We start from the raw sequence: 23,594 nt of genomic DNA, 5'->3' as shown, positions 1-23,594 counted from the left end.
CTTGGTCGGCGCGAGGCGCCGCTGATCAGTTGACGGCCTCGAACAGCGAGACGACATCCGCCTCGGGGTTCGTGAGCGTGAGGGTGAGGACCGGACGGCCGTGCTCGCCGAGGACGCTGGCATCGCCTGCGGCCTGGGCCTGGATGAGCTGGCCGAAGGTGAACGGACGGTCCGGGATCTCGAGGTCCTCCGGGGCGTTCGCCGTGATCTGCAGGAACACGCCGACGGCGGGGCCGCCCTTGTGGAACTGGCCGGTCGAGTGCAGGAACCGCGGGCCCCACCCGAAGGTGACGGGACGCTTCGCCTTGGCGGCGAGCAGGTCGCGCACGCCCTCGAGCTGGGGGAGCGCGAGACGGTCGACGTAGGCCTGCACCGACACGTAGCCGTCCGGGCCGAGCTGCGCGAGCAGCGCGTCCACGGCGGCGTCGAGCGTGCCGGCACCGGCAAGGAAGTCGCCGGTCTGGCGGACCTCGACGCCTCCGGCGGTGAACGCCGGAGCGGCCGCCTCGGGGCGGTCGTCGAGCAGCGCGCGCGCGGCGACCTTGGCGGCCTCCACGTCGGGCTGGTCGAACGGGTTGATGCCGAGCAGGCGTCCGGCGACGGCGACGGCGTACTCCCAGACGAGGAGCTGCGCGCCGAGGCTGCCCGAGACGAGGATCTCGCCCTCGTGACGATCGGCCGGGAACAGGTGGTGAGCCTCCGCGTTGGCGACGAGGCGGACGACCTGGAGGTCGGCCGGCTTGAAGTCGAGCTCGGGAGCCAGCTTGTCGAGCACGACCGGGAGGAGGCCGGTGCCCTCCTTGCCGGTGGACTCGGCGATCAGCTGCTCGGCCCAGTCGGCGAAGCCCACGATGTGGGTGCCGTCGGACACGATGCCGAGCTTGTCCTTGAGGGGGTTCGTGCCCGCGATGGCCGCGCCGAGCACCAGGCCCGGGTTGTCCTCGCGATCCACGGCGAGCTCGATCGACGTGGCCTCGGCCTCGTCGAGCAGCTCCGCGATGTCCACGCCGGCGAGGCCGGACGGCACGAGGCCGAACGCGGTGAGCGCCGAGTAGCGGCCGCCCACGTTCGGGTCGGCGTTGAAGACGCGGTAGCCCGCTTCCCGCGCCGACTGGTCGAGCGGGGAGCCCGGGTCGGTCACGATGACGATGCGCTCGGTCGGGTCGATGCCGGCGTCGCGGAACCACTTCTCGTAGATGCGCTTCTGGCTGTCCGTCTCGAGCGTGGAGCCCGACTTCGACGAGATGACCACGGCGGTCCGGTCGAGGCGGTCGCGGAGGGCCGCGAGCACCTGGCCGGGGTCGGTCGAGTCGAGCACGGTGAGCTCGGCCTCGGCCGTCCGGGTGATCACCTCGGGCGCGAGCGAGGAGCCGCCCATGCCGCCGAGCACGATGTGGTCGACGCCGCGGGCGTGCAGCTCCTCGCGGAGCGCGACGATCTCGGCGACGAGCGGCCGCGAGATCGCGACGGCCTCGGTCCAGCCGAGGCGCTTCGACGCCTCGGCCTCCGCGTCGGGGCCCCAGAGGGCCGGGTCCTGGGCGGTGATGCCGGACGCGACCTTGTCGGCGACGAGCTGCGGGACGACGGACGCGACCGCGTCGGCGGCGGCGCCGGTGACGTGGATGCGGAACGTCACTTGGCCGCCTCCAGAGCCGTCTTCACGGTCTCGACGAGCTCCGACCACGACACGTTGAACTTGTCGACGCCCTCGCGCTCGAGGGTGGCGGTCACGTCGTCGTAGTCGACGCCGAGGCCGGCCAGCGCGTCGAGCACGCCCTGCGCGTCGGCGTAGTTGCCGGTGACGGTGTCGCCGGTGATGACGCCGTGGTCGAAGGTCGCGTCAAGCGTCTTCTCCGGCATCGTGTTGACCGTGTTCGGCGCGACCAGCTCGGTCACGTAGAGCGTGTCGGGCAGGCTCGGGTCCTTGACGCCGGTCGAGGCCCAGAGCGGGCGCTGCTCGTTCGCGCCGGAGGCCACGAGGGCCTTGGCGCGATCGGTGGCGAAGGCCTGCTCATAGACCTCGTAGGCGAGGCGGGCGTTCGCGATGCCGGCCTTGCTCTTGAGCGAGTTCGCCTCGTCGGTGCCGATGGCGGTCAGGCGCTTGTCGATCTCGGTGTCGACGCGCGACACGAAGAACGAGGCGACGGACTGGATGCCCGAGAGGTCGATCCCGGCGTCCTTGGCCTTCTCGAGACCGGTGAGGTACGCGTCGATGACGGCGCGGTAGCGCTCGAGGCTGAAGATCAGCGTGACGTTGACGCTGATGCCGGCCGCGATGGTCTCGGTGATGGCCTCGAGGCCCTCGACCGTCGCCGGGATCTTGATGAGAACGTTCGGCTTGTCGACCTTGGTGGCGAGCTTCTTGGCCTGCTCGATGGTGCCGGCGGCGTCGTGCGCGAGGCCCGGCTCGACCTCGATCGAGACGCGGCCGTCGGTGCCCTCGGTCTGCTCGTAGACATCGTGGAAGATGTCGCTGGCGGCGGCGACGTCGTCGGTCGTGATCTCGAAGATCGCGTCCTCGACGCTGGTGCCGGCGGCGGCGAGGCTCTTCACCTGGTCCGCGTAGGCCTCGCCCTTGGAGAGCGCGGCCGCGAAGATCGTCGGGTTGGTGGTCACACCGACCACGTTCTTCTCGGCGATGAGCTTCTGGAGGCCGCCCGTGGCGATCCGCTCGCGCGAGAGGTCGTCCAGCCAGATGCTGACGCCCGCGGCGGAGAGCTGTGCGGTGGGAGTGGTGTCGGTCATTTCTCTTCTATCTCCTCATGCCCGCGCTCAGAGCGACGCGAGCGATTCCTTCGCGGCGGCAACGGCGTGCTCGGTGGTCATGCCGAACTCACGGAACAGCGTCTTGTAGTCGGCCGATGCACCGAAGTGCTCGATCGAGACGCTGCGACCGTGGTCGCCGACGATCTTGTCCCAGCTGAGGGAGAGGCCGGCCTCGATCGAGACGCGGGCCTTCACCGACGCGGGGAGGACGTGCTCCTGGTACTCGGCGGACTGCTCGTGGAACCACTCGAGCGACGGGGCCGAGACGACGCGGGCGTTGATGCCCTCGCCGCGCAGGACCTCGCGGGCCTCGAGTGCGATCTGCACCTCGGAGCCGGTGGCGATGAACAGGACGTCCGGGGTGCCGTTCGGCGCCTCGGCCAGGACGTATGCGCCCTTGGCGACGTTCTTGGCGGACGCGAGGGTGTCGCCGCTGGCGTCGCCCTCACCGCGCTCGAACACCGGGATGTTCTGACGGGTCAGCGCGATGCCGGCCGGTCCCTTGCGACGCTCGAGGATGGTCTTCCAGGCGTAGGCGACCTCGTTCGCGTCGCCGGGGCGCACGACGTCGAGGTGCGGGATGGCGCGGAGGGTCGACAGCTGCTCGATCGGCTGGTGCGTCGGGCCGTCCTCGCCGAGGGCCACGGAGTCGTGGGTCCAGACGAAGATCGACGGGACCTGCATCAGCGCGGCGAGACGAACGGCCGGGCGCATGTAGTCGCTGAAGATCAGGAACGTGCCGCCGAACGGGCGGGTCGGGCCGTGCAGGACGATGCCGTTGAGGATCGCGGCCATCGCGTGCTCGCGGATTCCGAAGTGCAGCACGCGGCCGTACGGGTTGCCGGTCCACTCGTGGGTCGAGTGCTCGCTCGGGACGAACGACGCGCCGCCCTCGATCGTGGTGTTGTTCGACTCGGCGAGGTCGGCGGAGCCGCCCCAGAGCTCGGGCATGATCGGCGCGATGGCGTTGAGCACCTTGCCGCTGGCGGCGCGGGTCGAGACGTCCTTGCCGGGCTCGAAGACCGGGAGGACATCCTCAACGCCCTCCGGCAGCTCGCCGGTCAGCAGGCGGTCGAGGAGCTGCTTGCGCTCCGGGTTGGCGGCGGCCCAGGCGTCGAAGCCCTTCTGCCACTCGGCGCGCTGCTCGGCGCCGCGCTCGACGGCCTTGCGGGTGTGCGAGAGGACCTCGTCCGCGACCTCGAAGGTCTGCTCGGGGTCGAAGCCGAGCACCTCCTTGACGGCGCGCAGCTCGTCGGCGCCCAGGGCGGAGCCGTGGATCTTGCCGGTGTTCTGCTTCTTCGGGCTCGGCCAGCCGATGATCGTCTTGAGGATGATCAGCGAGGGCTTGTCGGTGACGCCCTGCGCCGCGACGATCGCGTCGTTGAGCGCCTGCACGTCCTCGGTGTAGACGCCGGTCTTCTTCCAGTCGACGACCTGCACGTGCCAGTGGTAGGCCTCGTAGCGGGCCTTGACGTCCTCGGTGAAGGCGATGTTGGTGTCGTCCTCGATCGAGATCTGGTTGCTGTCGTAGATCGCGATCAGGTTGCCGAGCTGCTGGTGGCCGGCGAGGCTCGAGGCCTCCGAGCTCACGCCCTCCTGCAGGTCGCCGTCGCCGGCGATCACGTAGACGAAGTGGTCGAACGGGCTGGTGCCCGCCTCGGCCTCGGGGTCGAACAGGCCGCGCTCGTAGCGGGCCGCGTAGGCGAAGCCGACCGAGGAGGAGATGCCCTGGCCGAGCGGGCCGGTGGTGATCTCGACGCCGTCGGTGTGGCCGTACTCCGGGTGTCCCGGGGTCAGCGAGCCCCAGGTGCGGAGCGCCTTGAGGTCGTCGAGCTCGAGGCCGTAGCCGCCCAGGTAGAGCTGGACGTACTGGGTCAGCGAGCTGTGGCCGGCCGAGAGGATGAAGCGGTCGCGGCCCAGCCAGTGCTGGTCGTGCGGGTCGCGGCGCATGACCTTCTGGAACAGGAGGTATGCGGCCGGGGCCAGGCTCATCGCCGTGCCGGGATGACCGTTGCCCACCTTCTCCACCGCATCGGCCGCGAGGACGCGAGCCGTGTCTACTGCTTTGTTGTCAATGGGATCCCACTGCAGAGCTGCCACGTGAAAACTGACCCTTCGTAGATGTGGTGAGGGTCGTCGTGAACCCGCACCGGTTGAGGTAGTGCGCGCCGTGGACGTCATCGGCGCCGGGCCCTCGTCTGCGTGATGAGTCCTACAAACGGCCGCACGGGAAACGGGCTCCGGCTGGCGAGCACCTCCAAGTATAGGTAACACGCACGAAACGTGGCGTCTTCCCTCAGCGGGTTGTGCGCCGGCTCCGAGCGGGGTAGCGCCGCAGAGGTGTCGTAGACTTGCTGAGGACTGCGATCAGAGAGCCGGATGCCCGCTCAGGGGCGCCGCCCGCAGCCGCACCGAGCGAACATCACGAGGAGCAATGGACGTCGCTGTAGAGAGCCGTGTCGATCCGGGCCGCATCGGCTTCGCACGCAAGGTCAAGGCGTACGTCTCGCTGACCAAGCCGCGCGTGGTGGAGCTGCTGCTCGTCACGACCGTCCCGACGATGATCCTCGCCGCAAACGGGATCCCGAACCTCTGGCTGGTCCTGGCGACCGTCGTGGGCGGCTACATGTCCGCGGGATCCGCCGGCGCGTTCAACTGCTACATCGACCGCGACATCGACCGCGTCATGCGGCGGACCAAGAACCGTCCGCTGGTCACCGGCGAGCTGAGCGACCGCGAGGCGCTCGTCTTCTCGTGGGCGCTGGGCATCGCGTCCGTCGTGGTGCTCGCGGTGTTCACCAACTGGCTGGCCGCGGCGCTGTCCGTCGTCGCGATCCTGCTCTACGTCGTCTTCTACACGCTCATCCTCAAGCGCCGCACCCCGCAGAACATCGTCTGGGGCGGCGTCGCCGGCTGCATGCCGGTGCTCATCGGCTGGGCGGCCGTCACCGGGTCGCTCGACTGGGCGCCGTTCATCCTGTTCGGCATCATCTTCCTCTGGACGCCGCCGCACTACTGGCCGCTGTCGATGAAGTACCGCGCGGACTACAAGGACGCGGGCGTTCCGATGCTCGCTGTCGTGCGCGGCCGTGCCGCGGTCGGCCTCCAGGTCATCCTGTACGCCTGGGCGATGGTCGCGTGCTCGTTGCTGCTCATCCCGGTGGCGCACATGGGCCTCTTCTACATCGCGGTCTCGCTGGTCGCGGGCGGATGGTTCATCTACGAGTCGCACCGGCTGTACAACCTCGCCATCCGGCACGAGTCGGTGTCGCCGATGCGCGTCTTCCACGGCTCGATCGCGTACCTGACGCTGATCTTCCTCGCCGTGGCGATCGATCCGCTGCTGCCGTTCTGATCGCGGGGGAGCACCGCGATACGGGTGCTCCGACACGGTCTGGTGCGTGCTGACGGCGCGCTGCTAGCGTCTGCAGCGTGCTCACCCTCCGGACGCCGCGGCTCGTGCTCGACGCTCCCCGGGAGAGTGACATCCCCGCGGTGTTCGCGGCCTGCCAGGACGAGCAGACCCAGCGCTGGGTGCCGTTGCCGCACCCGTACACGCGCGCCAGCGCCGAGTTCTTCGTGCGGAGCTACTGCCCGCACGGGTTGGCCGGCGGGCAGTACACCGTCTGGGCGATCCGCCCTGCCGAGTACGCCCCGCTGGTGGGCGTCGCCGAGGTGCGGCGCGACGAGGCCGCCGGTTCGGCATCACTGGGCTGCTGGCTCGAGCCGGGCTCCCGCGGACGAGGCGTGATGCACGAGGCACTCGTCGCCGTGACCGCGCACGCGCTCGCACCGGAGGGGCTCGGCTTCACGCGGCTGCGCTGGGAGTACCTCCCGGGCAACGAGCAGAGCAGGCGGCTCGCGGAGGGCGTCGGGTTCGGCTTCGCGGGCGCGACCCCGCACCGCGTCCGCTTCCACGACGTGGAGCGCGACGCCCTCGTGGGCGTCTTGCTACGCGGCGACGGCCCCGCTGACGGCTGAGCCCTCGGGCGCGGCCTCGTCGGCGACCGGGGCCTTGAGGGACATGATCACCGCGGTCATCGCGGCGGCGAGGGTCGCGGCGAGCATCATGTGGATGCCGACCAGGATGCCGGGGAGACCGGTGTTCGCCTGGATGAGGCCGACCGCGATCTGCAGCACCTCGACCGCGAGCAGGTACATCGTGTACCGGTGCACCCGGGTGGTGCGGATGCGCAGCGAGGCGATCACGAGCACGAGCGTGAGGGCGAAGGTCACGTACGCGGGGATCGCGTGCACGTGCTGGAGGATCTCGGGGTCGAGACCGTTGCGCGTCGCCTTGCTGTCGCCGGAGTGCGGTCCCGAGCCGGTGGTCAGGATGCCGACGACGATCGTGACGGCCACCACGAAGCTGGTCAGGTGGGCGATGCCGGCGAACCACCCGGGCACGGCGCGGACGCGCGGGCCGGGGACCGCGTACAGGCGGAGCAGGAAGGCGGTGCAGAGGGCGACCAGCACGGTGGAGATGACGAAGTGGAGGCCGACGACGTACGGGTTCAGGTCGGTCAGCACGCTGATCCCGCCGATGACCGCCTGCGCCGGGATGCCGAGGCCGGCGAGCAGGGTGAGCCAGAAGAGCTCCGGGCGCGACTTCCGCAGCTTGAGGATCATGAGGAACGCGACGATCGCGATCAGGCCGAGCAGCACACCGAGCAGTCGGTTCCCGAACTCGATGAACCCGTGGATGCCCATCTCGGGCGTGTTCACCAGGGAGGCGTCGGTGCACTTGGGCCAGGTCGGGCAGCCGAGGCCGCTGGAGGTCAGGCGGACCAGGCCGCCGGTGCCCACCAGCACGATCTGCCCGACGAGGTAGACCCACCCGATCACCTTCAGCCGAGTGTCGACGCGGTCGGGCAGCCAGGCGATGATGCGCTTCATGTCTTCCTTGGTGCTTTCTCAGTGTGAATCGGATACTCGGCCAACGCGCAGGGCGCGTCTCTACTTTTACCGGTCCGCACCTGTAGAATCGATGGGTTCGAGACGCGCGCTCCCTGTGCGCGTGTCCGCACTGCGCCCCTGCCGAGAACGGCAGTCCGACGCAGGGCGGCCAAGGGCACAGTCGCCCGTCGTCCTCGATCATTTTAGGTACGCACACCAGCCACCCGCACAATCAGGACGCCCGAACGGCAGGCGCATGCCGTCCGTCCGGGAGGAATGAGCCGGACTGATATCCGGTTACGAGTGGTAGGAAACGAGGTAGATATGTCAGACATCCTGATCGACCGGCCAGAACTCGCCAGCCTGGGGCAGTACGAGTTCGGCTGGGCCGACTCCGACGCGGCGGGCTCGTCCGCGCGTCGCGGCATCTCCCCACAGGTGGTGAAAGACATCTCGGACCTGAAGGGCGAGCCGGAGTGGATGCTCCAGCGCCGCCTGAAGGCGCTCCAGCTCTTCGAGCGCAAGCCGATGCCCACCTGGGGCGCCGACCTGTCGGAGATCGACTTCGACAACATCAAGTACTTCGTCCGCTCGACGGAGAAGCAGGCCCAGAGCTGGGAGGACCTGCCGGAGGACATCCGCAACACGTACGAGAAGCTCGGCATCCCGGAGGCGGAGCGTCAGCGCCTCGTGGCCGGCGTCGCGGCTCAGTACGAGTCCGAGGTGGTGTACCACCAGATCCGCGAGGACCTCGAGCAGCAGGGGGTCATCTTCCTCGACACCGACACCGCGCTCAAGGAGTACCCCGAGATCTTCGAGGAGTACTTCGGCACCGTCATCCCGTCGGGCGACAACAAGTTCGCCGCGCTGAACACCGCCGTGTGGTCGGGCGGCTCCTTCGTGTACGTGCCCAAGGGCGTCCACGTCGAGATCCCGCTCCAGGCCTACTTCCGCATCAACACGGAGAACATGGGCCAGTTCGAGCGCACGCTGATCATCGCCGACGAGGACAGCTACGTCCACTACATCGAGGGCTGCACCGCCCCGATCTACAAGTCGGACTCCCTCCACTCGGCCGTCGTGGAGATCATCGTCAAGAAGAACGCCCGCGTGCGCTACACGACGATCCAGAACTGGTCGAACAACGTCTACAACCTCGTCACCAAGCGGGCGACCGCGGCCGAGGGCGCGACGATGGAGTGGATCGACGGCAACATCGGCTCCAAGGTGACGATGAAGTACCCGTCGATCTACCTCATGGGCGAGCACGCCAAGGGCGAGACGCTCTCCGTCGCCTTCGCGGGCCCGGGCCAGCACCAGGACGCCGGCGCCAAGATGATCCACATGGCGCCGTACACGCAGTCGTCGATCGTGTCCAAGTCGATCGCGCGCGGCGGCGGTCGCGCCGGCTACCGCGGCGAGGTCCGCGTCGACGCCAACGCGCACCACGCGGCGAACACCGTCCGCTGCGACGCGCTGCTGGTCGACAGCATCTCCCGCTCCGATACCTACCCGGCGATCGACATCCGGGTGGACGATGTGCAGCTCGGCCACGAGGCCACGGTCTCGCGCGTCAGCGAGGAGCAGCTCTTCTACCTGATGTCCCGGGGCATGCCGGAGGACGAGGCGATGGCCATGATCGTCCGCGGCTTCATCGAGCCGATCGCTCGTGAGCTCCCGATGGAATACGCACTCGAACTCAACAAGCTCATCGAGATGGGCATGGAAGGCTCTGTCGGCTGATATGACGTCCAGCACCCCCACGATCGACCAGACGGCGGTCGCGCCCTCCCACATGCGCGCCCCGGTCCCCGTCCAGACCCGCTCCGAGCGCTTCACCTCGACCGACGTCACCGCCTTCCCGGCGGTGACCGGCCGCGAGGTCATGTGGAAGTACACCCCGGTGGCCCGCCTGAGCGAGCTGCTCACGGGTGAGCTCGACGGTTCCACGTACGCCTACGACACCGTCGAGGTGCCCGGCGTGACCACGTCGTGGATCGCCCGCGACGACGCCCGGATCGGCACCGCCGGCCTCCCGGAGGACCGCGTGTCCGCGAACGCGTGGTCGCGCTTCGAGCAGGCGCTCCTCATCGGCTTCGCCGGAACCGAGGACACCGAGGCGACGATCACCCGCTCCGCGCTCGGCAGCGGCCCCCGCGCCGCGCACACCGTGGTCGAGATCGCCCCCGGCGCCCGCGGCACGCTCATCCTGCAGAACCGCGGGTCGGCCCACCTCGCCGAGAACGTCGAGTTCCTCGTCGGCGCCAACGCCGACGTGACCGTCGTCTCGGTGCAGGAATGGGACGACGACGCCATCCACATCGCCGCGCACTTCGCCCGGCTCGAGGAGGGCGCACGCCTCAAGCACGTCGCCGTCACCCTCGGCGGCTCCGTGGTCCGGCTCAACCCGTCGGCGCACCTCGCCGGCGCTCGGTCCGACGCCGAACTGCTCGGCGCCTACTTCGCCGACGCCCACCAGCACCTCGAGCAGCAGGTCTACGTGCACCACGACGGCGCGGAGACCCGCAGCCGCGTCACCTACAAGGGTGCACTGCAGGGCGAGGGCGCGCGCACGGTCTGGATCGGCGATGTGCTGATCGGCCCGAAGGCCGTCGGCACCGACACCTACGAGCAGAACCGCAACCTCGTCCTCACGGACGGCGCCCGTGCCGACTCCGTCCCGAACCTCGAGATCGAGACCGGCGACATCGTCGGCGCCGGCCACGCCAGCGCCACCGGCCGGTTCGACGACGAGCAGCTCTTCTACCTCCAGTCGCGCGGCATCACCGAGGAGGAGGCGCGCCGACTGGTCGTGCGCGGCTTCCTGTTCGAGATCGTCCAGCAGATCGGCTCGCCCGCCCTGCAGGAGCACCTCCAGACGGCGATCGAGGCGGAGCTGACGGCGTCCGTCGTGGCGGCCGGCTGATGGCTGCGTCGCGCGTGCTCGCCGTCGCGGAGCTGGTGGAGAACCAGGCCTCCCGCGTCGTCGTCGACGGCGTTCCCATCGCGGTGGTCAAGGACTCCGCGGGCGACGTCCACGCGATCGGCGACACCTGCACCCACGGCGAGATCTCGCTGTCCGAGGGCTTCGTCGAGGGGGAGACCCTCGAGTGCTGGGCGCACGGCTCCCAGTTCTCGCTCCTCACCGGCAAGCCCCTCAACCTCCCGGCGTACGAGCCCGTCCCCGTCTACGCGGTCGAGCTGATCGACGGCGACGTCTTCATCGACCCGAACGTTACGAAAGAGATTTGAACACCATGTCTGTCCTCGAGATCCGCGACCTGCACGTCACCGTCGAAACGGACCAGGGAACCAAGCCCATCCTGAACGGCGTCGACCTGACCATCCGCGAAGGCGAGATCCACGCGATCATGGGCCCCAACGGTTCGGGCAAGTCCACCCTGGCCTACACGATCGCCGGCCACCCCAAGTACACCGTCACCGGCGGGAGCATCACGCTCGACGGTGAGGACGTCCTGGCGATGACCGTCGACGAGCGCGCCCGCGCCGGCCTCTTCCTCGCCATGCAGTACCCGGTGGAGATCCCCGGCGTCACCAACACCAACTTCCTCCGCACCGCGAAGACCGCCATCGACGGCCAGGCGCCCGCGATCCGCACCTGGGTCAAGGACGTCCGCGAGAGCATGGCCGCGCTGCGCATGGACTCGTCGTTCGCCGAGCGCAACGTCAACGAGGGCTTCTCGGGCGGCGAGAAGAAGCGCAACGAGATCCTCCAGCTCGAGCTGCTCAAGCCGAAGTTCGCCGTGCTCGACGAGACCGACTCCGGCCTCGACGTCGACGCGCTGAAGATCGTGTCGGAGGGCGTCAACCGCGCCAAGGCCAACACCGGTCTCGGCATCCTGCTCATCACGCACTACACGCGTATCCTCCGCTACATCAAGCCGGACTTCGTGCACGTGTTCGTCGCCGGCCGCGTGGCCGAGCAGGGCGGCCCCGAGCTCGCCGACCGTCTCGAGGAAGAGGGCTACGACCGCTACGTCGACGCCCCCGAGTCCGCCAGCGCCACCGCGGGCGACCTGGCCGAGGCGTAGGCTCCCACCATGGTCGCCACGCTCAGCCCGGCCCTCTTCGACCAGGTCGAAGAGGCGCTGAAGAACGTCATGGATCCCGAGCTCGGGATCAACGTCGTCGACCTCGGCCTGATCTACGATCTGGGCTGGGACGACGAGAACGACGCCCTCATCATCTCGATGACGCTGACCAGCGCCGGCTGCCCCCTCACCGACGTGCTGGAGGAGCAGACCGCCGAGTCGCTCGACGGCATCGTCGAGGCGTTCCGCATCAACTGGGTGTGGATGCCACCGTGGGGCCCGGAGCGGATCACCGACGACGGCCGCGACATGATGCGCGCGCTCGGCTTCGCCATCTGACCCGCACCCCACAACAACACCTGCATCCGCCCCGGACCCGTCGGTCCGGGGCGGATGACCTCTGAAAGAGAAGGATTCATCGTGCTCAGCGTCCAGGGCCTCGAACTGCGCGTCGGCGCCCGCCTCCTGATGGAGGATGTCAGCTTCCGCGTCGCCGACGGCGACAAGATCGGCCTCGTCGGCCGGAACGGGGCCGGCAAGACCACCCTGACGAAGGTGCTGGCCGGTGATCTGCTGCCGACGGCGGGGAAGGTCGACCGCAGCGGCGAGCTCGGCTACCTCCCGCAGGACCCGCGCTCGGGCAACCTGGACGATCTCGCGCGCACGCGCATCCTCGACGCCCGTGGGCTCGGATCGATCGTGCTCGGGATGCAGCAGTCGACGCTCGACATGGCGAGCGACGATGCGGCGGTGTCGGCCGCGGCGATGAAGAAGTACGGCCGGCTGGAGGAGCAGTTCCACATGCTCGGCGGGTACGCGGCCGAGGCCGAGGCGGCCTCCATCGCGAGCAACCTCAACCTCCCGGACCGCATCCTGGACCAGCCGCTCAAGACCCTCTCGGGTGGCCAGCGCCGCCGCATCGAGCTGGCGCGCATCCTGTTCTCGGACGCGCGCACGATGATCCTCGACGAGCCGACCAACCACCTCGACGCCGACTCGGTCGTGTGGCTGCGTGAGTTCCTGAAGGGGTACTCCGGCGGCTTCATCGTCATCTCGCACGATGTCGAGCTCGTGGGGGAGACCGTCAACCGCGTCTTCTACCTCGACGCCAACCGCCAGGTCATCGACATCTACAACATGGGCTGGAAGAACTACCAGCGCCAGCGCGCCGCCGACGAGGAGCGCCGCAAGAAGGAGCGCGCCAACGCCGAGAAGAAGGCGACCGCCCTCCAGCTCCAGGCCGCGAAGTTCGGCGCCAAGGCGACGAAGGCGGCGGCGGCCCACCAGATGGTGGCCCGTGCCGAGAAGCTGCTCTCCGGCCTCGACGAGGTGCGCCAGGTCGACCGCGTGGCGAAGCTGCGCTTCCCGACCCCCGCCGCCTGCGGTCGCACCCCGCTCACCGCCTCCGACCTGTCGAAGAGTTACGGCTCGCTGGAGATCTTCACCGCCGTCGACCTCGCGATCGACCGCGGGGCGAAGGTCGTGGTGCTCGGGCTCAACGGTGCGGGCAAGACAACGCTGCTCCGGATGCTCGCGGGCGTCGACAAGCCGGACACCGGCCAGGTCGAGCCCGGCCACGGCCTCCGCATCGGTTACTACGCCCAGGAGCACGAGACGATCGACGTCGAGCGCTCGGTGCTGCAGAACATGGTGTCGTCGTCGCCGAACCTGACCGAGACCGAGGCGCGCAAGGTGCTCGGCTCGTTCCTGTTCACCGGGGATGACGCGCACAAGCCGGCGGGCGTGCTGTCCGGTGGCGAGAAGACGCGTCTCGCCCTGGCGATGATCGTCGTCTCGGGCGCGAACGTGCTGCTGCTCGACGAGCCGACCAACAACCTCGACCCCGCGAGCCGCGACGAGATCCTCGACGCCCTGGCGCACTACGAGGGTGCGGTCGTGCTCGTGAGCCACGACGAGGGTGCGGTGGAGGCGCTGAATCCCGAGCGGGTCCTCATCCTTCCCGACGGCGTCGAGGACCACTGGAACAAGGACTACCTCGACCTGATCTCGCTGGCCTAGCCCCGCAACGATTCGTGCCGAATGTCGACTCTGAGACGCTCAGAGTCGACATTCGGCACGAATGTGCGCGGGGTCAGCGCGAGGAGGCGTCGAGCAGTTCGTCCTCGACGTCGGAGTCCGTGCGCTTGAGCGCCCGCTTGCGGTCGCGCTCGGCGGCGCGGGCCTTCTCCGCGGGGTCGTTCTCGTTGAGCTTGCGGTACTCCGTGCGCAGCGCGTAGCCGAGACCGAAGAAGCCGATGAGCGCGAAGATGATCCACTGGATCATGTACGACCAGTGCAGCCCCTCGTCCTGCGTGGGCGGCTCGGTGACGGTGGGGGTGGGTGCGGATGCCGGAGCGGGCTTCTCGCTGTCCAGGAGGCCGTACGCGCCCGTATAGACGGCACCCGTGTCCATCTTCTGCTTCACCACGGAGAGCTGGATGGTGCCGACCTGTCGGCCGACCGCCGTGCGCCCGTCGATGGCCGGCTCGCTGGCCTTGAGGCGCGCCACGACGGTGACCGTCCCGGACGGGGGAGCGGGGACGTGGTCGGGGTCGTCGGAGTCGTTGCCCGTCGGTACCCAGCCGCGATCGACGATGAAGAGCGAGCCGTCCGCGGTGCGCAGCGGCGTCAGGACCTCGAAGCCCGGGTTGCCGTTGAACGGCCGGTTGCGCGCGAGGAGCTGGAGGTCTGGCTCGTAGGTGCCGGTCACGGTGACGCGGGTCCACTCCTGGCCCTTCGAGTACGACGTGAGCGTCGGCAGCTCGCTGGTGAGCGGCACCGGTTTCGAGTCGAAGTTCTGGGAGATCAGGGCGTTCGCCGCCGCGGCCTCCTTGCTGCGGGCGAGCTGCCAGTTCGAGAGGAATCCGCAGGCGATCGCGAAGGCGATGGCGAAGGCGAGGTAGCCGAGCCAGCGCTTCGAGAAGGCGAACTTCCAGCCGCCGCCGTTCGCGCCGCTCACGCCGTCGTCCGTTCGCCCGAGGCGGCCGCCGTCTCGTCCACGGGCTTCACGGCCACGGGGAACTCCCGAGCCGCCAGGAACTCCCGGAGGAACTCCTCGTGCTCGTCGCACGCCAGCCACACCTTCACGCGGTCGGCGGTGTGGATCTTCGGGTTGCGCCATTCGATGCGCCAGGTCGCCGTCTCACGGCATCCCGCGCGCGAGCACGTCAGAGGATCCGGCTCTCCGAGTCCGATCACTGGCCCTCCTGCTTCGGGTCGCCGCCACCGGGCGGCGGAGGCGTCATGGGAAGGATATTGCCCGGACGCTGGGCTTCTCCTCGACGCGGGTCGGCGTGGACGTTCGCGAGGACCACGGCGATGTACGGGAGGAAGATCGCGGCGATGATCGGCACGGCCGCCCACCATCCCGGAACCAGCACGGCCACGATCAGGCAGACCACACGGATGCCCATCGCCACCGAGTATCTGATCATCCGGTGATGCCGTTCCTCGTCCGGCGAGAGGCCGAGGTTCGTGATCGTGGGGCGTGTGGTTTTCATGAGGATTCCCCTCAAGCGTACGTCCATAGACTGGTACCCGTTCGATTCGAGAGGAAATCACCACATGACCACGCAGCGCACCGTGCTCGTCACCGGCGGAAACCGCGGGATCGGCTACGCGATCGCCGAGGAGTTCGTGGCCCAGGGCCACCGCGTCGCCGTCACCGCCCGCTCGGGCGAGGGGCCGGAGGGAGCGCTCACCGTGCGCGCCGATGTGACCGACACCGCGTCGATCGACGCCGCGTTCACCGAGATCGAGCAGAAGCTCGGCCCGGTCGAGGTCGTCGTGGCGAACGCCGGCATCACCAAGGACACCCTGCTGATGCGCATGACGGACGAGGAGTTCGACAGCGTCATCGAGACGAACCTCGGCGGCGCGTTCCGCGTCGTCAAGCGCGCGAACAAGGGCATGCTGAAGGCCCGGTTCGGCCGTATCGTGCTGATCTCGAGCGTCGTCGGCCTGTTCGGCGGCGCCGGTCAGGTCAACTACGCCTCGTCGAAGGCCGGCCTGGTGGGCATGGCGCGCTCGATCACCCGCGAGCTGGGCGCCCGCGGCATCACCGCGAACGTCGTCGCGCCGGGCTTCATCGAGACGGACATGACGGCCGCGCTGCCGGAGACGCAGCAGGCCGAGTACAAGAAGAGCATCCCCGCCGGCCGCTTCGCGTCGCCGAGCGAGGTCGCGAAGGTCGTCGCGTGGGTCGCGGGGGACGACGCCGGCTACATCTCCGGCGCGGTCATCCCGGTCGATGGCGGCCTCGGGATGGGGCACTAGCCACTCGGGCGCCGTATGTTTCGAACGGAGGACGATCCGCCAGTTCACGGGCGGATCTCCTCCGTTCCCTGCGTTTCAGGCTCGCCACCCTGAAAACTCCTCCGTTGCCGGCGACGTGGGTAACGGAGGAAGCGTGGCGGGACACGCCCGGGAATCGCAGGTTACGGAGGAGATTCGCGGCGGAGGGCGCGACATGTCCTCCCTTCCCGGCGCGCGGTAGGGGGCGGGCCGAGGCTGCGAGTCCGGGGTGAGCCGGCCAGCGCCACTCGCTCAGCCGCGGAGGCCGAGCAGGGGGAGGACCTGGGCGAGGTCCTGACGGTCGACGACGAGGTCCGCCTCGGCGCGCACGCGCGGCTTGGCGTTGAAGGCGATCGAGAGGCCGGCCTCCGCCATCATCACGAGGTCGTTCGCGCCGTCGCCGATCGCGAGGGTGCGCCGGAGCGGAACGCCGGCGGCGTCGGCCCACTCGCGCAGAGCCTCGGCCTTGGCGGCGGCGTCGATGATCGGGCCCTCCACCTCACCGGTCAGGAGGCCGTCGCGCACGGCGAGCCGGTTGGCGCGCCAGTGGTCCAGGCCGAGCCGGGCGCCGAGCGGGTCGAGGAGTTCGTGGAAGCCTCCCGAGACGACGCCCACGCGTCCTCCGGCGGCCTGCACGCCCGCGACGAGCTCCGGGACGCCGTCGGTGACGCGGATGCGCTGACCGACGCGCTCGAACACCGACACGGGCAGGCCGGCCAGCGCGTGGACGCGCTCGCGCAGGCTCTGGGCGAAGTCGAGCTCGCCGCGCATGGCGCGCTCCGTGATCTCGGCGACCTCGGCGCGCGCGCCCGCCTCGTCGGCGAGGAGCTCGATGACCTCGTCGTGGATGAGGGTCGAGTCCGCGTCGAGGACGACGAGGAATCGTTGAGGACTCTCAGGAACGGACGGCCGGGGGGATTGCGGTTGTGTACGTGCGGACGTCATGGAACGACGTGGACTCCCTTGCCGACGACGGTGATGCCGGACTCCGTGACGGTGAAGCCGCGTGCGCGGTCCCTGGCCGGGTCGACGCCGATGCTGGCGCCCTCGGCGACCACGACGTCCTTGTCCAGGATCGCGCGGCCCACGAACGCGTTCGGCTCGATGACGGCGCGCTCGAACACGACGGAGTCGACGACCTTCGCCCCGGAGTCGACCTTCGCCCACGGCCCGAGCACGCTGCGCTCCAGGTGGGCGCCCGAGATCACAGAGCCGAGCGAGACGATCGAGTCGATCGTGGTGCCCAGGGATCCGCGGCCGTCGCGCACGATCTTCGCCGGCGGCGAGTTGAGCACCATGCTGAAGATCGGCCACTCGCGGTTGTACAGGTTGAAGACGGGGAGGGCCGAGATGAGGTCCTGGTGGGCCTCGAAGAACGAGTCGATCGTCCCCACGTCGCGCCAGTAGTAGCGGTCGCGGTCGGTGGATCCCGGCACGTCGTTGCGGCTGAAGTCGTAGACGCCCGCCTCGCCGCGCGCGACGAAGTCCGGGATGATGTCGCCGCCCATGTCGTGGTTGGAGTCGGGGCGGTCGCCGTCGCGGATGACGGCGTCGATGAGGGCGTCCGCGTCGAAGACGTAGTTGCCCATCGAGGCCAGGACCTCGCCGGGCGAATCGGGCAGGCCCACCGGGTCGCTCGGCTTCTCGCGGAAGGCCGCGATGCGGTCGGGGTGGGCCGCATCCACCTCGATGACGCCGAACTGGTCGGCGAGCGAGATCGGCTGGCGGATGGCCGCGACGGTGGCCGCCGCGCCGGAGTCGATGTGCGCCTGGATCATCTGCGCGAAGTCCATGCGGTAGACGTGGTCGGCGCCGACCACGACTACGATGTCGGGCTTCTCGTCGCGCAGCAGGTTGAGGCTCTGCAGGATGGCGTCGGCCGAGCCGCTGAACCAGCGCTTGCCGAGACGCTGCTGGGCGGGCACCGACGCGATGTACGAGTTGAGCATGCCGTCGAGGCGCCAGGTCTGCGAGACGTGGCGATCGAGGCTGTGGGACTTGTACTGGGTCAGCACGACCATCTGGCGCAGCTGGGAGTTGATGAGATTCGAGAGTGCGAAGTCGATGAGCCGGTACTGTCCGCCGAACGGGACGGCGGGCTTGGCCCGGTCGGCCGTCAACGGCATCAGCCTCTTGCCCTCCCCGCCCGCGAGTACGATGCCGAAGATCTTCCTGCCTGCTGCCATGCCACCACAGTAGAGGCAACCGGAGGGCTGTACTAGCGTTCAGGACATGCGCGTTGATCTTCTGACCCGGGAGTACCCGCCGGACATCTACGGCGGCGCCGGGGTGCACGTGACCGAACTGGTGCGCGCACTGCGCGCGGACATCGAGGTGGTGGTTCGCTGCTTCGGCGAGCCCCGCGATGCGCCGGACACGGTCGCGTACCGTGTGCCGGCCGAGCTGCGGGAGGCCAACGGCGCGCTGGCGACGCTCGGCGTCGACCTGCAGATGGCGCAAGACTGCGGGGGAGCGGACGTGGTGCACTCGCACACCTGGTACGCCAACGCCGGCGGCCACCTCGCCAAGCTGCTGCACGACGTGCCGCACGTGGTGACCGCGCACAGCCTCGAGCCGCTGCGGCCGTGGAAGGCCGAGCAGCTCGGCGGCGGGTACCGCGTGTCGAGCTGGGCCGAGAAGACCGCGTTCGAGGCGGCCGACACCGTGATCGCCGTGAGCGAGGGGATGCGGCGCGACATCCTGAACGCCTACCCGTCGCTCGACCCCGGGCGTGTCACCGTCGTGTACAACGGCATCGACCTGGAGCGCTGGACGCCGATCTCGGACGACGACCGCGCGCGTGCGCTGGGCATCGATCCGTCGCGGCCCGCGGTGGTCTTCGTCGGCCGCATCACGCGCCAGAAGGGCCTGCCGTACCTGCTGCGCGCGGCGCGCCTCCTGCCCCCGGATGTGCAGCTCGTGCTCTGCGCGGGTGCGCCGGACACGCCCGAGATCCTCGCCGAGGTGAGCGGACTCGTCGCGCAGCTGCAGGCAGAGCGCGACGGCGTCGTGTGGATCGACCGGCTGCTCACCAACGAGGAGCTGCGCGTCGCGCTGACCGCCTCCACGGTCTTCGTCTGCCCGTCGATCTACGAGCCGCTCGGGATCGTGAACCTCGAGGCGATGGCGTGCGGCCTGCCCGTCGTGGGCACTGCCACCGGCGGCATCCCCGAGGTGATCGTCGACGGCGTCACGGGCCGTCTCGTGCCGATCGAGCAGCTGCAGGACGGCACCGGGACCCCGACGGACCCGGAGGCGTTCGTGCACGATCTCGCGGCGGCGCTGACGGAAGTCGTGAGCGACCCCGAGCGGGCTGCCCGGATGGGCGAGGCCGGTCGGCAGCGCGCGGAGACGTCGTTCAGCTGGTCGGCCATCGCCGAGCAGACGCGCGACGTCTACCGGTCGGTGAGCTAGCGCCGAGTGGGTAGGCTAGGAGGCATGGCCAGCAGTGTTCTCCAGCTCTCAGACGTGTCCGTGACCCGGGACGGCACCGCCGTCCTCCAAGGAGTCGACTGGACCGTGGAGCCGGACGAGCGCTGGGTCGTGCTCGGCCCGAACGGCGCGGGCAAGACCACCCTGCTGCAGATCGCGGCCGCGGCCCTGCACCCGTCGTCCGGCGAGGCGATCGTCCTCGGCGAGACGCTGGGCCAGAGCGATCTCGCGGAACTGCGTCCGCTGCTCGGCTTCGCGTCGAGCGCGCTGGCCCGCCGCATCCCGCGCAACGAGACCGTGCTCGACGTGGTCATGACCGCCGCCTACGCCGTCACCGGCCGCTGGAACGAGCTCTACGAGGAGATCGACGAGCGCCGTGCCCTGCGCGTGCTCGCCGAGTGGCGCCTCGAGCACCTCGCCAAGCGCACCTTCGGCAGCCTGAGCGACGGCGAGCAGAAGCGCGTGCAGATCGCGCGGTCGGTCATGACCGACCCCGAGATCCTGCTGCTCGACGAGCCGGCCGCGAGCCTCGACCTCGGCGGCCGCGAGGAGCTCGTCCAGCTGCTCGGCGGCTACGCCAGCGACGCCAAGTCCCCGGCGATCGTCATGGTCACCCACCACGTCGAGGAGATCCCGCTCGGCTTCAACCGCGCGCTCCTGCTGAAGGACGGCCGGGTCACCGCGCACGGCCCGATCGGCGAGGTGCTGACGAGCGAGAGCCTGAGCGAGACCTTCGGGCTCGACATCGAACTCGTCGAGAGCGACGGCCGTTACACCGCCCGGGCGCGTCAGACGACCGCAGGCTGAGTCATCTGCTAAACTCGATAGCTGGCTCCCGAGTCATTCTGCCTCGTGGCGGCCGAGAGCTTTCCGCCCGTGCCTCTGGCGTGCGGGCCTGACCGACCGAAACCAACGCAACAAGGAAGTCCTGATGAAGACTGGCATCCACCCCGACTACGCTCCGGTTGTTTTCCGCGACCTGGCCTCGGGTGCGACGTTCCTCACCCGTTCCACCGTCTCGAGCGAGAAGACGATCGAGTGGGAGGACGGCAACAGCTACCCGGTGATCGACGTCGAGATCTCGTCCGAGTCGCACCCGTTCTACACCGGCAAGCAGCGCATCCTCGACTCGGCCGGCCGCGTCGAGAAGTTCAACTCGCGCTACAAGAACTTCGGCAAGTAGTCCGCACGGCTCCGGCCGTCGCGACCGAAGAGGCCCCCGTCACACGACGGGGGCCTCTTCGTGTCGATCCAGCGGGTCGATCCAGCGGGATGCGGGTCAGTAGTTGTTGTAGTTGGCGGCGGCGACACCCAGCGACGCGATGACGATGATCGTGATGATGATGCCGAGCACGATCTCCACCAGGCCGATGATGACGGCGGCGAGAGCGAGGCCGCGACCCTGCTCACCGGTGCGCTTGATCTGCGAGAGGGCGACGAAGCCCAGGATGACGCCGACGATGCTCACGAAGAAGGCGAGGATGAAGCCCACGATCGCCATCGTGTTGTAGCCGGGCTGCGCGGACGGCGCGCCGGCGTACTGCGGCTGCTGCTGCGGCGGGAGGGGCTGAGGGTTCAGGTTGGGATCGCTCATGCCGACGACACTAGCGTTCGGCGTGTCGGGGGAGAACCCCCAGCCCGGGAGGCGTGCTAGCGCAGCGGCCAGTCGCCGGAGGCGGTGAACTCGGGGTCGCGGACGCGCCGCATGTACTCCTGGAAGTCGGCGGCCTGCTCCCTGCACCAGTCGATCTGCTTGAGGTGCAGTTCGGCGGCCTCGATGGCGAGGTGCTCGGCATGCCGCTGGGCCATCGCCTGCGCGACCCGGCCGGCGGCGATCGCGTCGGCGCCCGCGTCGTGCGCGTCGATCAGCGAGACGCCGTAGTGGCCCGCCGCGACCGTCAGCGTGCGCTTGCCCGGGCGGAACTTGTCGACGGCGCGGTCGATGACCAGCGGGTCGATGATCGGGCCGGGGGAGTCGAGCGGCTCGATGCCGTGGCGCTTCGCCTCCCGGTCGAGCAGCGTGAAGTCATAGGGGGCGTTGTAGGCGACCACGGGGACGCCGCGGGCGAAGAGCCGGCGGAGCTGGTCCACGATCGCCGCGACGCCGGCAGGAGCCGCCATGCCCTTCTCCCGCGCGAGCTGGGTGGTGATGCCGTGCACGGCCGTCGCCTCGGCCGGGATCTCCATCCCGGGGTCCAGCAGCCAGTAGCGGCCGTGGACGACCTCGCCCTGCTCGTTCAGCAGGCCGACGTGCGCGGTGACGATGCGGGCCGTCTCGACGTCGATGCCGGTGGTCTCCAGATCGAAGACGCCGAGCTCGTGATGCCAACCCATGTGTTCAGGGTACGAGGAGCGGCCGACACCGCCCGGTCGCCACACCGGGCGGGTCGCCGACGCGCATCAGTCGTGACGCGGCTCGATGTGCAGCCAGTAGAAGTTCTGGGTGCCGAGCGTGAGCGTGAACCGGCCGTCCTCCGCGACGGTCGGGAACTCCGCGCCGCCGAACATGTCGTACAGGGTGCGCCCGGCGAGCTCCGGGGCGTCGAGCGTCACCGAGATCGGGTTGTGCGCGAACGAGAAGACGCAGAGCACGTCCTCCGGCTGGTCGCCGAAGTGCGTCCCGCTGCCCTCGTAGGAGCGCACGAACGCGAGCACGGACTCGTGGTCGGTCTCGAGCACGCGCATCGAGCCCAGGCCGAACACGGGGTGGGCCTTGCGCACGTGGATGACGTTGCGCACCCAGTGCAGGAGCGAGCGGGACTGCGCGAGCTGCGCCTCCACGTTCACCTGGTTGTAGTGGTAGACCAGCGACTGCACGATCGGGAGGAACAGCTTGCCCGGGTCGGCGGTGGAGAAGCCGCCGTTGCGGTCGGGCGTCCACTGCATCGGGGTGCGGGAGCTGTCGCGGTCGGGCAGCCAGATGTTGTCGCCCATCCCGATCTCGTCGCCGTAGTAGAGGAAGGGGCTGCCGGCGAGCGAGAAAAGCAGGGCGTGCGCGAGTTCGAGCTCGGCGCGCGAGTTGTCGAGCAGCGGCGCCAGGCGGCGCCGGATGCCGATGTTGGCGCGCATCCGCGGGTCGTACGCGTACCAGCCGTACATCGCCTGCCGGTACTCCTCGCTGACCATCTCGAGCGTCAGCTCGTCGTGGTTGCGCAGGAAGACGCCCCAGGCCGCGCCGTCGGGCGTGTCCGTCGTCTCGGAGAGCACGCGGACGAGCTCCGTCGCCTGCTGCGAGCGCAGCGCGTAGAAGATGCGGGGCATGACGGGGAAGTCGAAGGCCATGTGGCACTCGGGCTCCTCGTCGCTGCCGAAGAAGGCTGCGACCTCGCGGGGCCACTGGTTCGCTTCGGCGATCATCATGCGGCCCGGGTACTCGCGGTCGACCATGGCGCGGAGCTTCTTGATGAACTCGTGCGTGGGGGGCTCGCCCTCGCCGTTGCCCTCCTCCGACTCGTAGAGGTACGGGATGGCGTCGAGCCGGAAGCCGTCGACGCCGAGGTCGAGCCAGAACCGGACGATGTCGTACATCGCGTCGTGCACGGCCGGGTTCTCGAAGTTGAGGTCGGGCTGGTGCGAGAAGAAGCGGTGGAAGTAGTACTGGCGCCGCGCCTCGTCGAACGCCCAGTTGGAGTCCTCGGTGTCGACGAAGATGATGCGGATGTCCGGGTACTTGTCGTCGGTCTCGTTCCAGACGTAGAAGTCGCCGTACGGGCCTTCGGGGTCGGAACGCGACTGCTGGAACCACTCGTGTTGGTCGGAGGTGTGGTTCATCGGCAGGTCGATGATGATGCGCATGTTGCGCTCGTGCGCCTTGGTGACCAGGTCGCGGAACTCGTCGATCGTGCCGAACTCGGGGAGGATCGCCTTGAAGTCCGACACGTCATAGCCTCCGTCGCGCAGGGGCGACTGGAAGAACGGCGGAAGCCAGAGCGCGTCGATGCCGAGCCACTGCAGGTAGTCGAGCTTGGAGGTCAGCCCGGCGAGGTCTCCCGAGCCGTCTCCGTTGCTGTCGACGAACGAGCGGACCATGACCTCGTAGAAGACCGCGCGGCGGTACCACTGGGGGTCGAGGGTGAGCCCGGGCAGCGTGATGGGCGCGGTGAAACTCACGGTTCTCCTTCTGGCGCGAGGCCGTATGCAAGCGGTTACAACCAG

24 protein-coding genes are annotated in these 23,594 nt (G+C 69.3%); 12 read left to right on the top strand and 12 right to left on the bottom strand.

What is annotated here, in order from left to right:
• Positions 1-25: 25 nt before the first annotated feature.
• The 3 genes from FHX33_RS06495 to tkt are packed head-to-tail and all read right to left on the bottom strand — an operon-like array spanning position 26 to position 4,866.
• The gene (locus FHX33_RS06495) at positions 26-1,636 is read right to left on the bottom strand and encodes a glucose-6-phosphate isomerase (RefSeq protein WP_183428282.1); all 1,611 of its coding nucleotides are present in this window, start codon (positions 1,634-1,636) and stop codon (positions 26-28) included.
• A complete protein-coding gene (gene tal / locus FHX33_RS06490) occupies positions 1,633-2,745 on the bottom strand; it encodes a transaldolase (protein ID WP_021764447.1) in 1,113 nt (370 codons plus the stop codon). Before tal ends, FHX33_RS06495 begins: the two co-directional genes overlap by 4 nt.
• 27 nt (positions 2,746-2,772) lie before the next feature.
• On the bottom strand, positions 2,773-4,866 hold the full coding sequence (gene tkt / locus FHX33_RS06485; RefSeq protein WP_039923309.1) for a transketolase: 2,094 nt from the start codon (positions 4,864-4,866) through the stop codon (positions 2,773-2,775).
• Positions 4,867-5,200: 334 nt separating this feature from the next.
• On the opposite strand from tkt, the gene FHX33_RS06480 reads away from it, so the two are divergent.
• Together FHX33_RS06480 and FHX33_RS06475 are read left to right on the top strand one after the other, a co-directional pair.
• Positions 5,201-6,121: a heme o synthase gene (locus FHX33_RS06480; protein ID WP_021764445.1), complete on the top strand. Its 921-nt coding sequence runs from the start codon at positions 5,201-5,203 to the stop codon at positions 6,119-6,121.
• A 77-nt stretch (positions 6,122-6,198) separates the two neighbouring features.
• On the top strand, positions 6,199-6,747 hold the full coding sequence (locus FHX33_RS06475) for a GNAT family N-acetyltransferase (protein ID WP_021764444.1): 549 nt from the start codon (positions 6,199-6,201) through the stop codon (positions 6,745-6,747).
• On the opposite strand, the gene FHX33_RS06470 is transcribed toward FHX33_RS06475, so the two are convergent.
• On the bottom strand, positions 6,718-7,662 hold the full coding sequence (locus tag FHX33_RS06470; protein ID WP_021764443.1) for a COX15/CtaA family protein: 945 nt from the start codon (positions 7,660-7,662) through the stop codon (positions 6,718-6,720). The two genes, FHX33_RS06475 and FHX33_RS06470, sit on opposite strands and share 30 nt — an antisense overlap.
• A 324-nt stretch (positions 7,663-7,986) precedes the next feature.
• Between FHX33_RS06470 and sufB the strand changes: the two genes are divergently transcribed.
• From sufB to FHX33_RS06440, 6 genes are all read left to right on the top strand, one after another.
• Complete coding sequence (gene sufB / locus FHX33_RS06465; protein WP_021764442.1) at positions 7,987-9,405, top strand: Fe-S cluster assembly protein SufB; 1,419 nt, start codon at positions 7,987-7,989, stop codon at positions 9,403-9,405.
• A 1-nt stretch (position 9,406) separates the two neighbouring features.
• Complete coding sequence (gene sufD / locus FHX33_RS06460) at positions 9,407-10,588, top strand: Fe-S cluster assembly protein SufD (protein ID WP_021764441.1); 1,182 nt, start codon at positions 9,407-9,409, stop codon at positions 10,586-10,588.
• Complete coding sequence (locus FHX33_RS06455; protein WP_021764440.1) at positions 10,588-10,914, top strand: non-heme iron oxygenase ferredoxin subunit; 327 nt, start codon at positions 10,588-10,590, stop codon at positions 10,912-10,914. The genes sufD and FHX33_RS06455 overlap by 1 nt, the downstream gene beginning before the upstream one ends.
• A gap of 5 nt (positions 10,915-10,919) precedes the next feature.
• Positions 10,920-11,714: a Fe-S cluster assembly ATPase SufC gene (gene sufC, locus FHX33_RS06450; RefSeq protein WP_021764439.1), complete on the top strand. Its 795-nt coding sequence runs from the start codon at positions 10,920-10,922 to the stop codon at positions 11,712-11,714.
• Positions 11,715-11,723: 9 nt separating this feature from the next.
• Positions 11,724-12,053 carry a metal-sulfur cluster assembly factor gene (locus FHX33_RS06445; protein ID WP_021764438.1) on the top strand — a complete coding sequence of 110 codons (330 nt, stop codon included), beginning with the start codon at positions 11,724-11,726 and terminating at the stop codon, positions 12,051-12,053.
• An 81-nt stretch (positions 12,054-12,134) separates the two neighbouring features.
• Positions 12,135-13,733 carry an ABC-F family ATP-binding cassette domain-containing protein gene (locus FHX33_RS06440; RefSeq protein WP_039923306.1) on the top strand — a complete coding sequence of 533 codons (1,599 nt, stop codon included), beginning with the start codon at positions 12,135-12,137 and terminating at the stop codon, positions 13,731-13,733.
• Between the two features lie 73 nt (positions 13,734-13,806).
• Here FHX33_RS06440 and FHX33_RS06435 read toward each other — a convergent pair whose 3' ends face one another.
• The 3 genes from FHX33_RS06435 to FHX33_RS06425 are packed head-to-tail and all read right to left on the bottom strand — an operon-like array spanning position 13,807 to position 15,214.
• Positions 13,807-14,673 carry an SURF1 family cytochrome oxidase biogenesis protein gene (locus FHX33_RS06435; RefSeq protein WP_021764436.1) on the bottom strand — a complete coding sequence of 289 codons (867 nt, stop codon included), beginning with the start codon at positions 14,671-14,673 and terminating at the stop codon, positions 13,807-13,809.
• Positions 14,670-14,912, bottom strand: a complete 243-nt coding sequence (locus FHX33_RS21505) for a hypothetical protein (RefSeq protein WP_021764435.1) — start codon at positions 14,910-14,912, stop codon at positions 14,670-14,672. The genes FHX33_RS06435 and FHX33_RS21505 overlap by 4 nt, the downstream gene beginning before the upstream one ends.
• Positions 14,909-15,214 (bottom strand): DUF3099 domain-containing protein, encoded by a 306-nt coding sequence (locus FHX33_RS06425; protein WP_081704054.1) that lies wholly within the window; start codon positions 15,212-15,214, stop codon positions 14,909-14,911. Before FHX33_RS06425 ends, FHX33_RS21505 begins: the two co-directional genes overlap by 4 nt.
• 64 nt (positions 15,215-15,278) lie before the next feature.
• Between FHX33_RS06425 and fabG the strand changes: the two genes are divergently transcribed.
• Complete coding sequence (gene fabG / locus FHX33_RS06420) at positions 15,279-15,989, top strand: 3-oxoacyl-ACP reductase FabG (protein WP_021764433.1); 711 nt, start codon at positions 15,279-15,281, stop codon at positions 15,987-15,989.
• A gap of 270 nt (positions 15,990-16,259) precedes the next feature.
• Here fabG and serB read toward each other — a convergent pair whose 3' ends face one another.
• Both serB and FHX33_RS06410 read right to left on the bottom strand, forming a co-directional pair.
• Complete coding sequence (gene serB, locus FHX33_RS06415; RefSeq protein ID WP_021764431.1) at positions 16,260-16,952, bottom strand: phosphoserine phosphatase SerB; 693 nt, start codon at positions 16,950-16,952, stop codon at positions 16,260-16,262.
• A complete protein-coding gene (locus tag FHX33_RS06410; protein WP_021764430.1) occupies positions 16,949-18,193 on the bottom strand; it encodes a glucose-1-phosphate adenylyltransferase in 1,245 nt (414 codons plus the stop codon). The genes serB and FHX33_RS06410 overlap by 4 nt, the downstream gene beginning before the upstream one ends.
• Positions 18,194-18,239: 46 nt before the next feature.
• On the opposite strand from FHX33_RS06410, the gene glgA reads away from it, so the two are divergent.
• The 3 genes from glgA to FHX33_RS06395 all read left to right on the top strand — a co-directional run bounded on the left by glgA (position 18,240) and on the right by FHX33_RS06395 (position 20,622).
• On the top strand, positions 18,240-19,421 hold the full coding sequence (gene glgA / locus FHX33_RS06405) for a glycogen synthase (RefSeq protein ID WP_021764429.1): 1,182 nt from the start codon (positions 18,240-18,242) through the stop codon (positions 19,419-19,421).
• A gap of 24 nt (positions 19,422-19,445) precedes the next feature.
• Complete coding sequence (locus tag FHX33_RS06400) at positions 19,446-20,246, top strand: ABC transporter ATP-binding protein (protein ID WP_021764428.1); 801 nt, start codon at positions 19,446-19,448, stop codon at positions 20,244-20,246.
• Positions 20,247-20,370: 124 nt separating this feature from the next.
• Complete coding sequence (locus FHX33_RS06395; protein WP_021764427.1) at positions 20,371-20,622, top strand: type B 50S ribosomal protein L31; 252 nt, start codon at positions 20,371-20,373, stop codon at positions 20,620-20,622.
• Between the two features lie 96 nt (positions 20,623-20,718).
• On the opposite strand, the gene FHX33_RS06390 is transcribed toward FHX33_RS06395, so the two are convergent.
• The 3 genes from FHX33_RS06390 to treS all read right to left on the bottom strand — a co-directional run bounded on the left by FHX33_RS06390 (position 20,719) and on the right by treS (position 23,549).
• Positions 20,719-21,033 (bottom strand): DUF4190 domain-containing protein, encoded by a 315-nt coding sequence (locus FHX33_RS06390; protein ID WP_021764426.1) that lies wholly within the window; start codon positions 21,031-21,033, stop codon positions 20,719-20,721.
• A gap of 56 nt (positions 21,034-21,089) precedes the next feature.
• Positions 21,090-21,773: a 3'-5' exonuclease gene (locus FHX33_RS06385; protein ID WP_183428281.1), complete on the bottom strand. Its 684-nt coding sequence runs from the start codon at positions 21,771-21,773 to the stop codon at positions 21,090-21,092.
• Between the two features lie 66 nt (positions 21,774-21,839).
• Positions 21,840-23,549 carry a maltose alpha-D-glucosyltransferase gene (gene treS / locus FHX33_RS06380; RefSeq protein ID WP_021764423.1) on the bottom strand — a complete coding sequence of 570 codons (1,710 nt, stop codon included), beginning with the start codon at positions 23,547-23,549 and terminating at the stop codon, positions 21,840-21,842.
• Positions 23,550-23,594 lie beyond the last annotated feature (45 nt).

The organism is Leifsonia aquatica (assembly GCF_014190775.1).
GTDB lineage: Bacteria > Actinomycetota > Actinomycetes > Actinomycetales > Microbacteriaceae > Leifsonia > Leifsonia aquatica.
The sequence above is the reverse complement of the archived record's forward strand: the minus strand, read 5'-3'. Positions and strand labels throughout refer to the sequence as shown.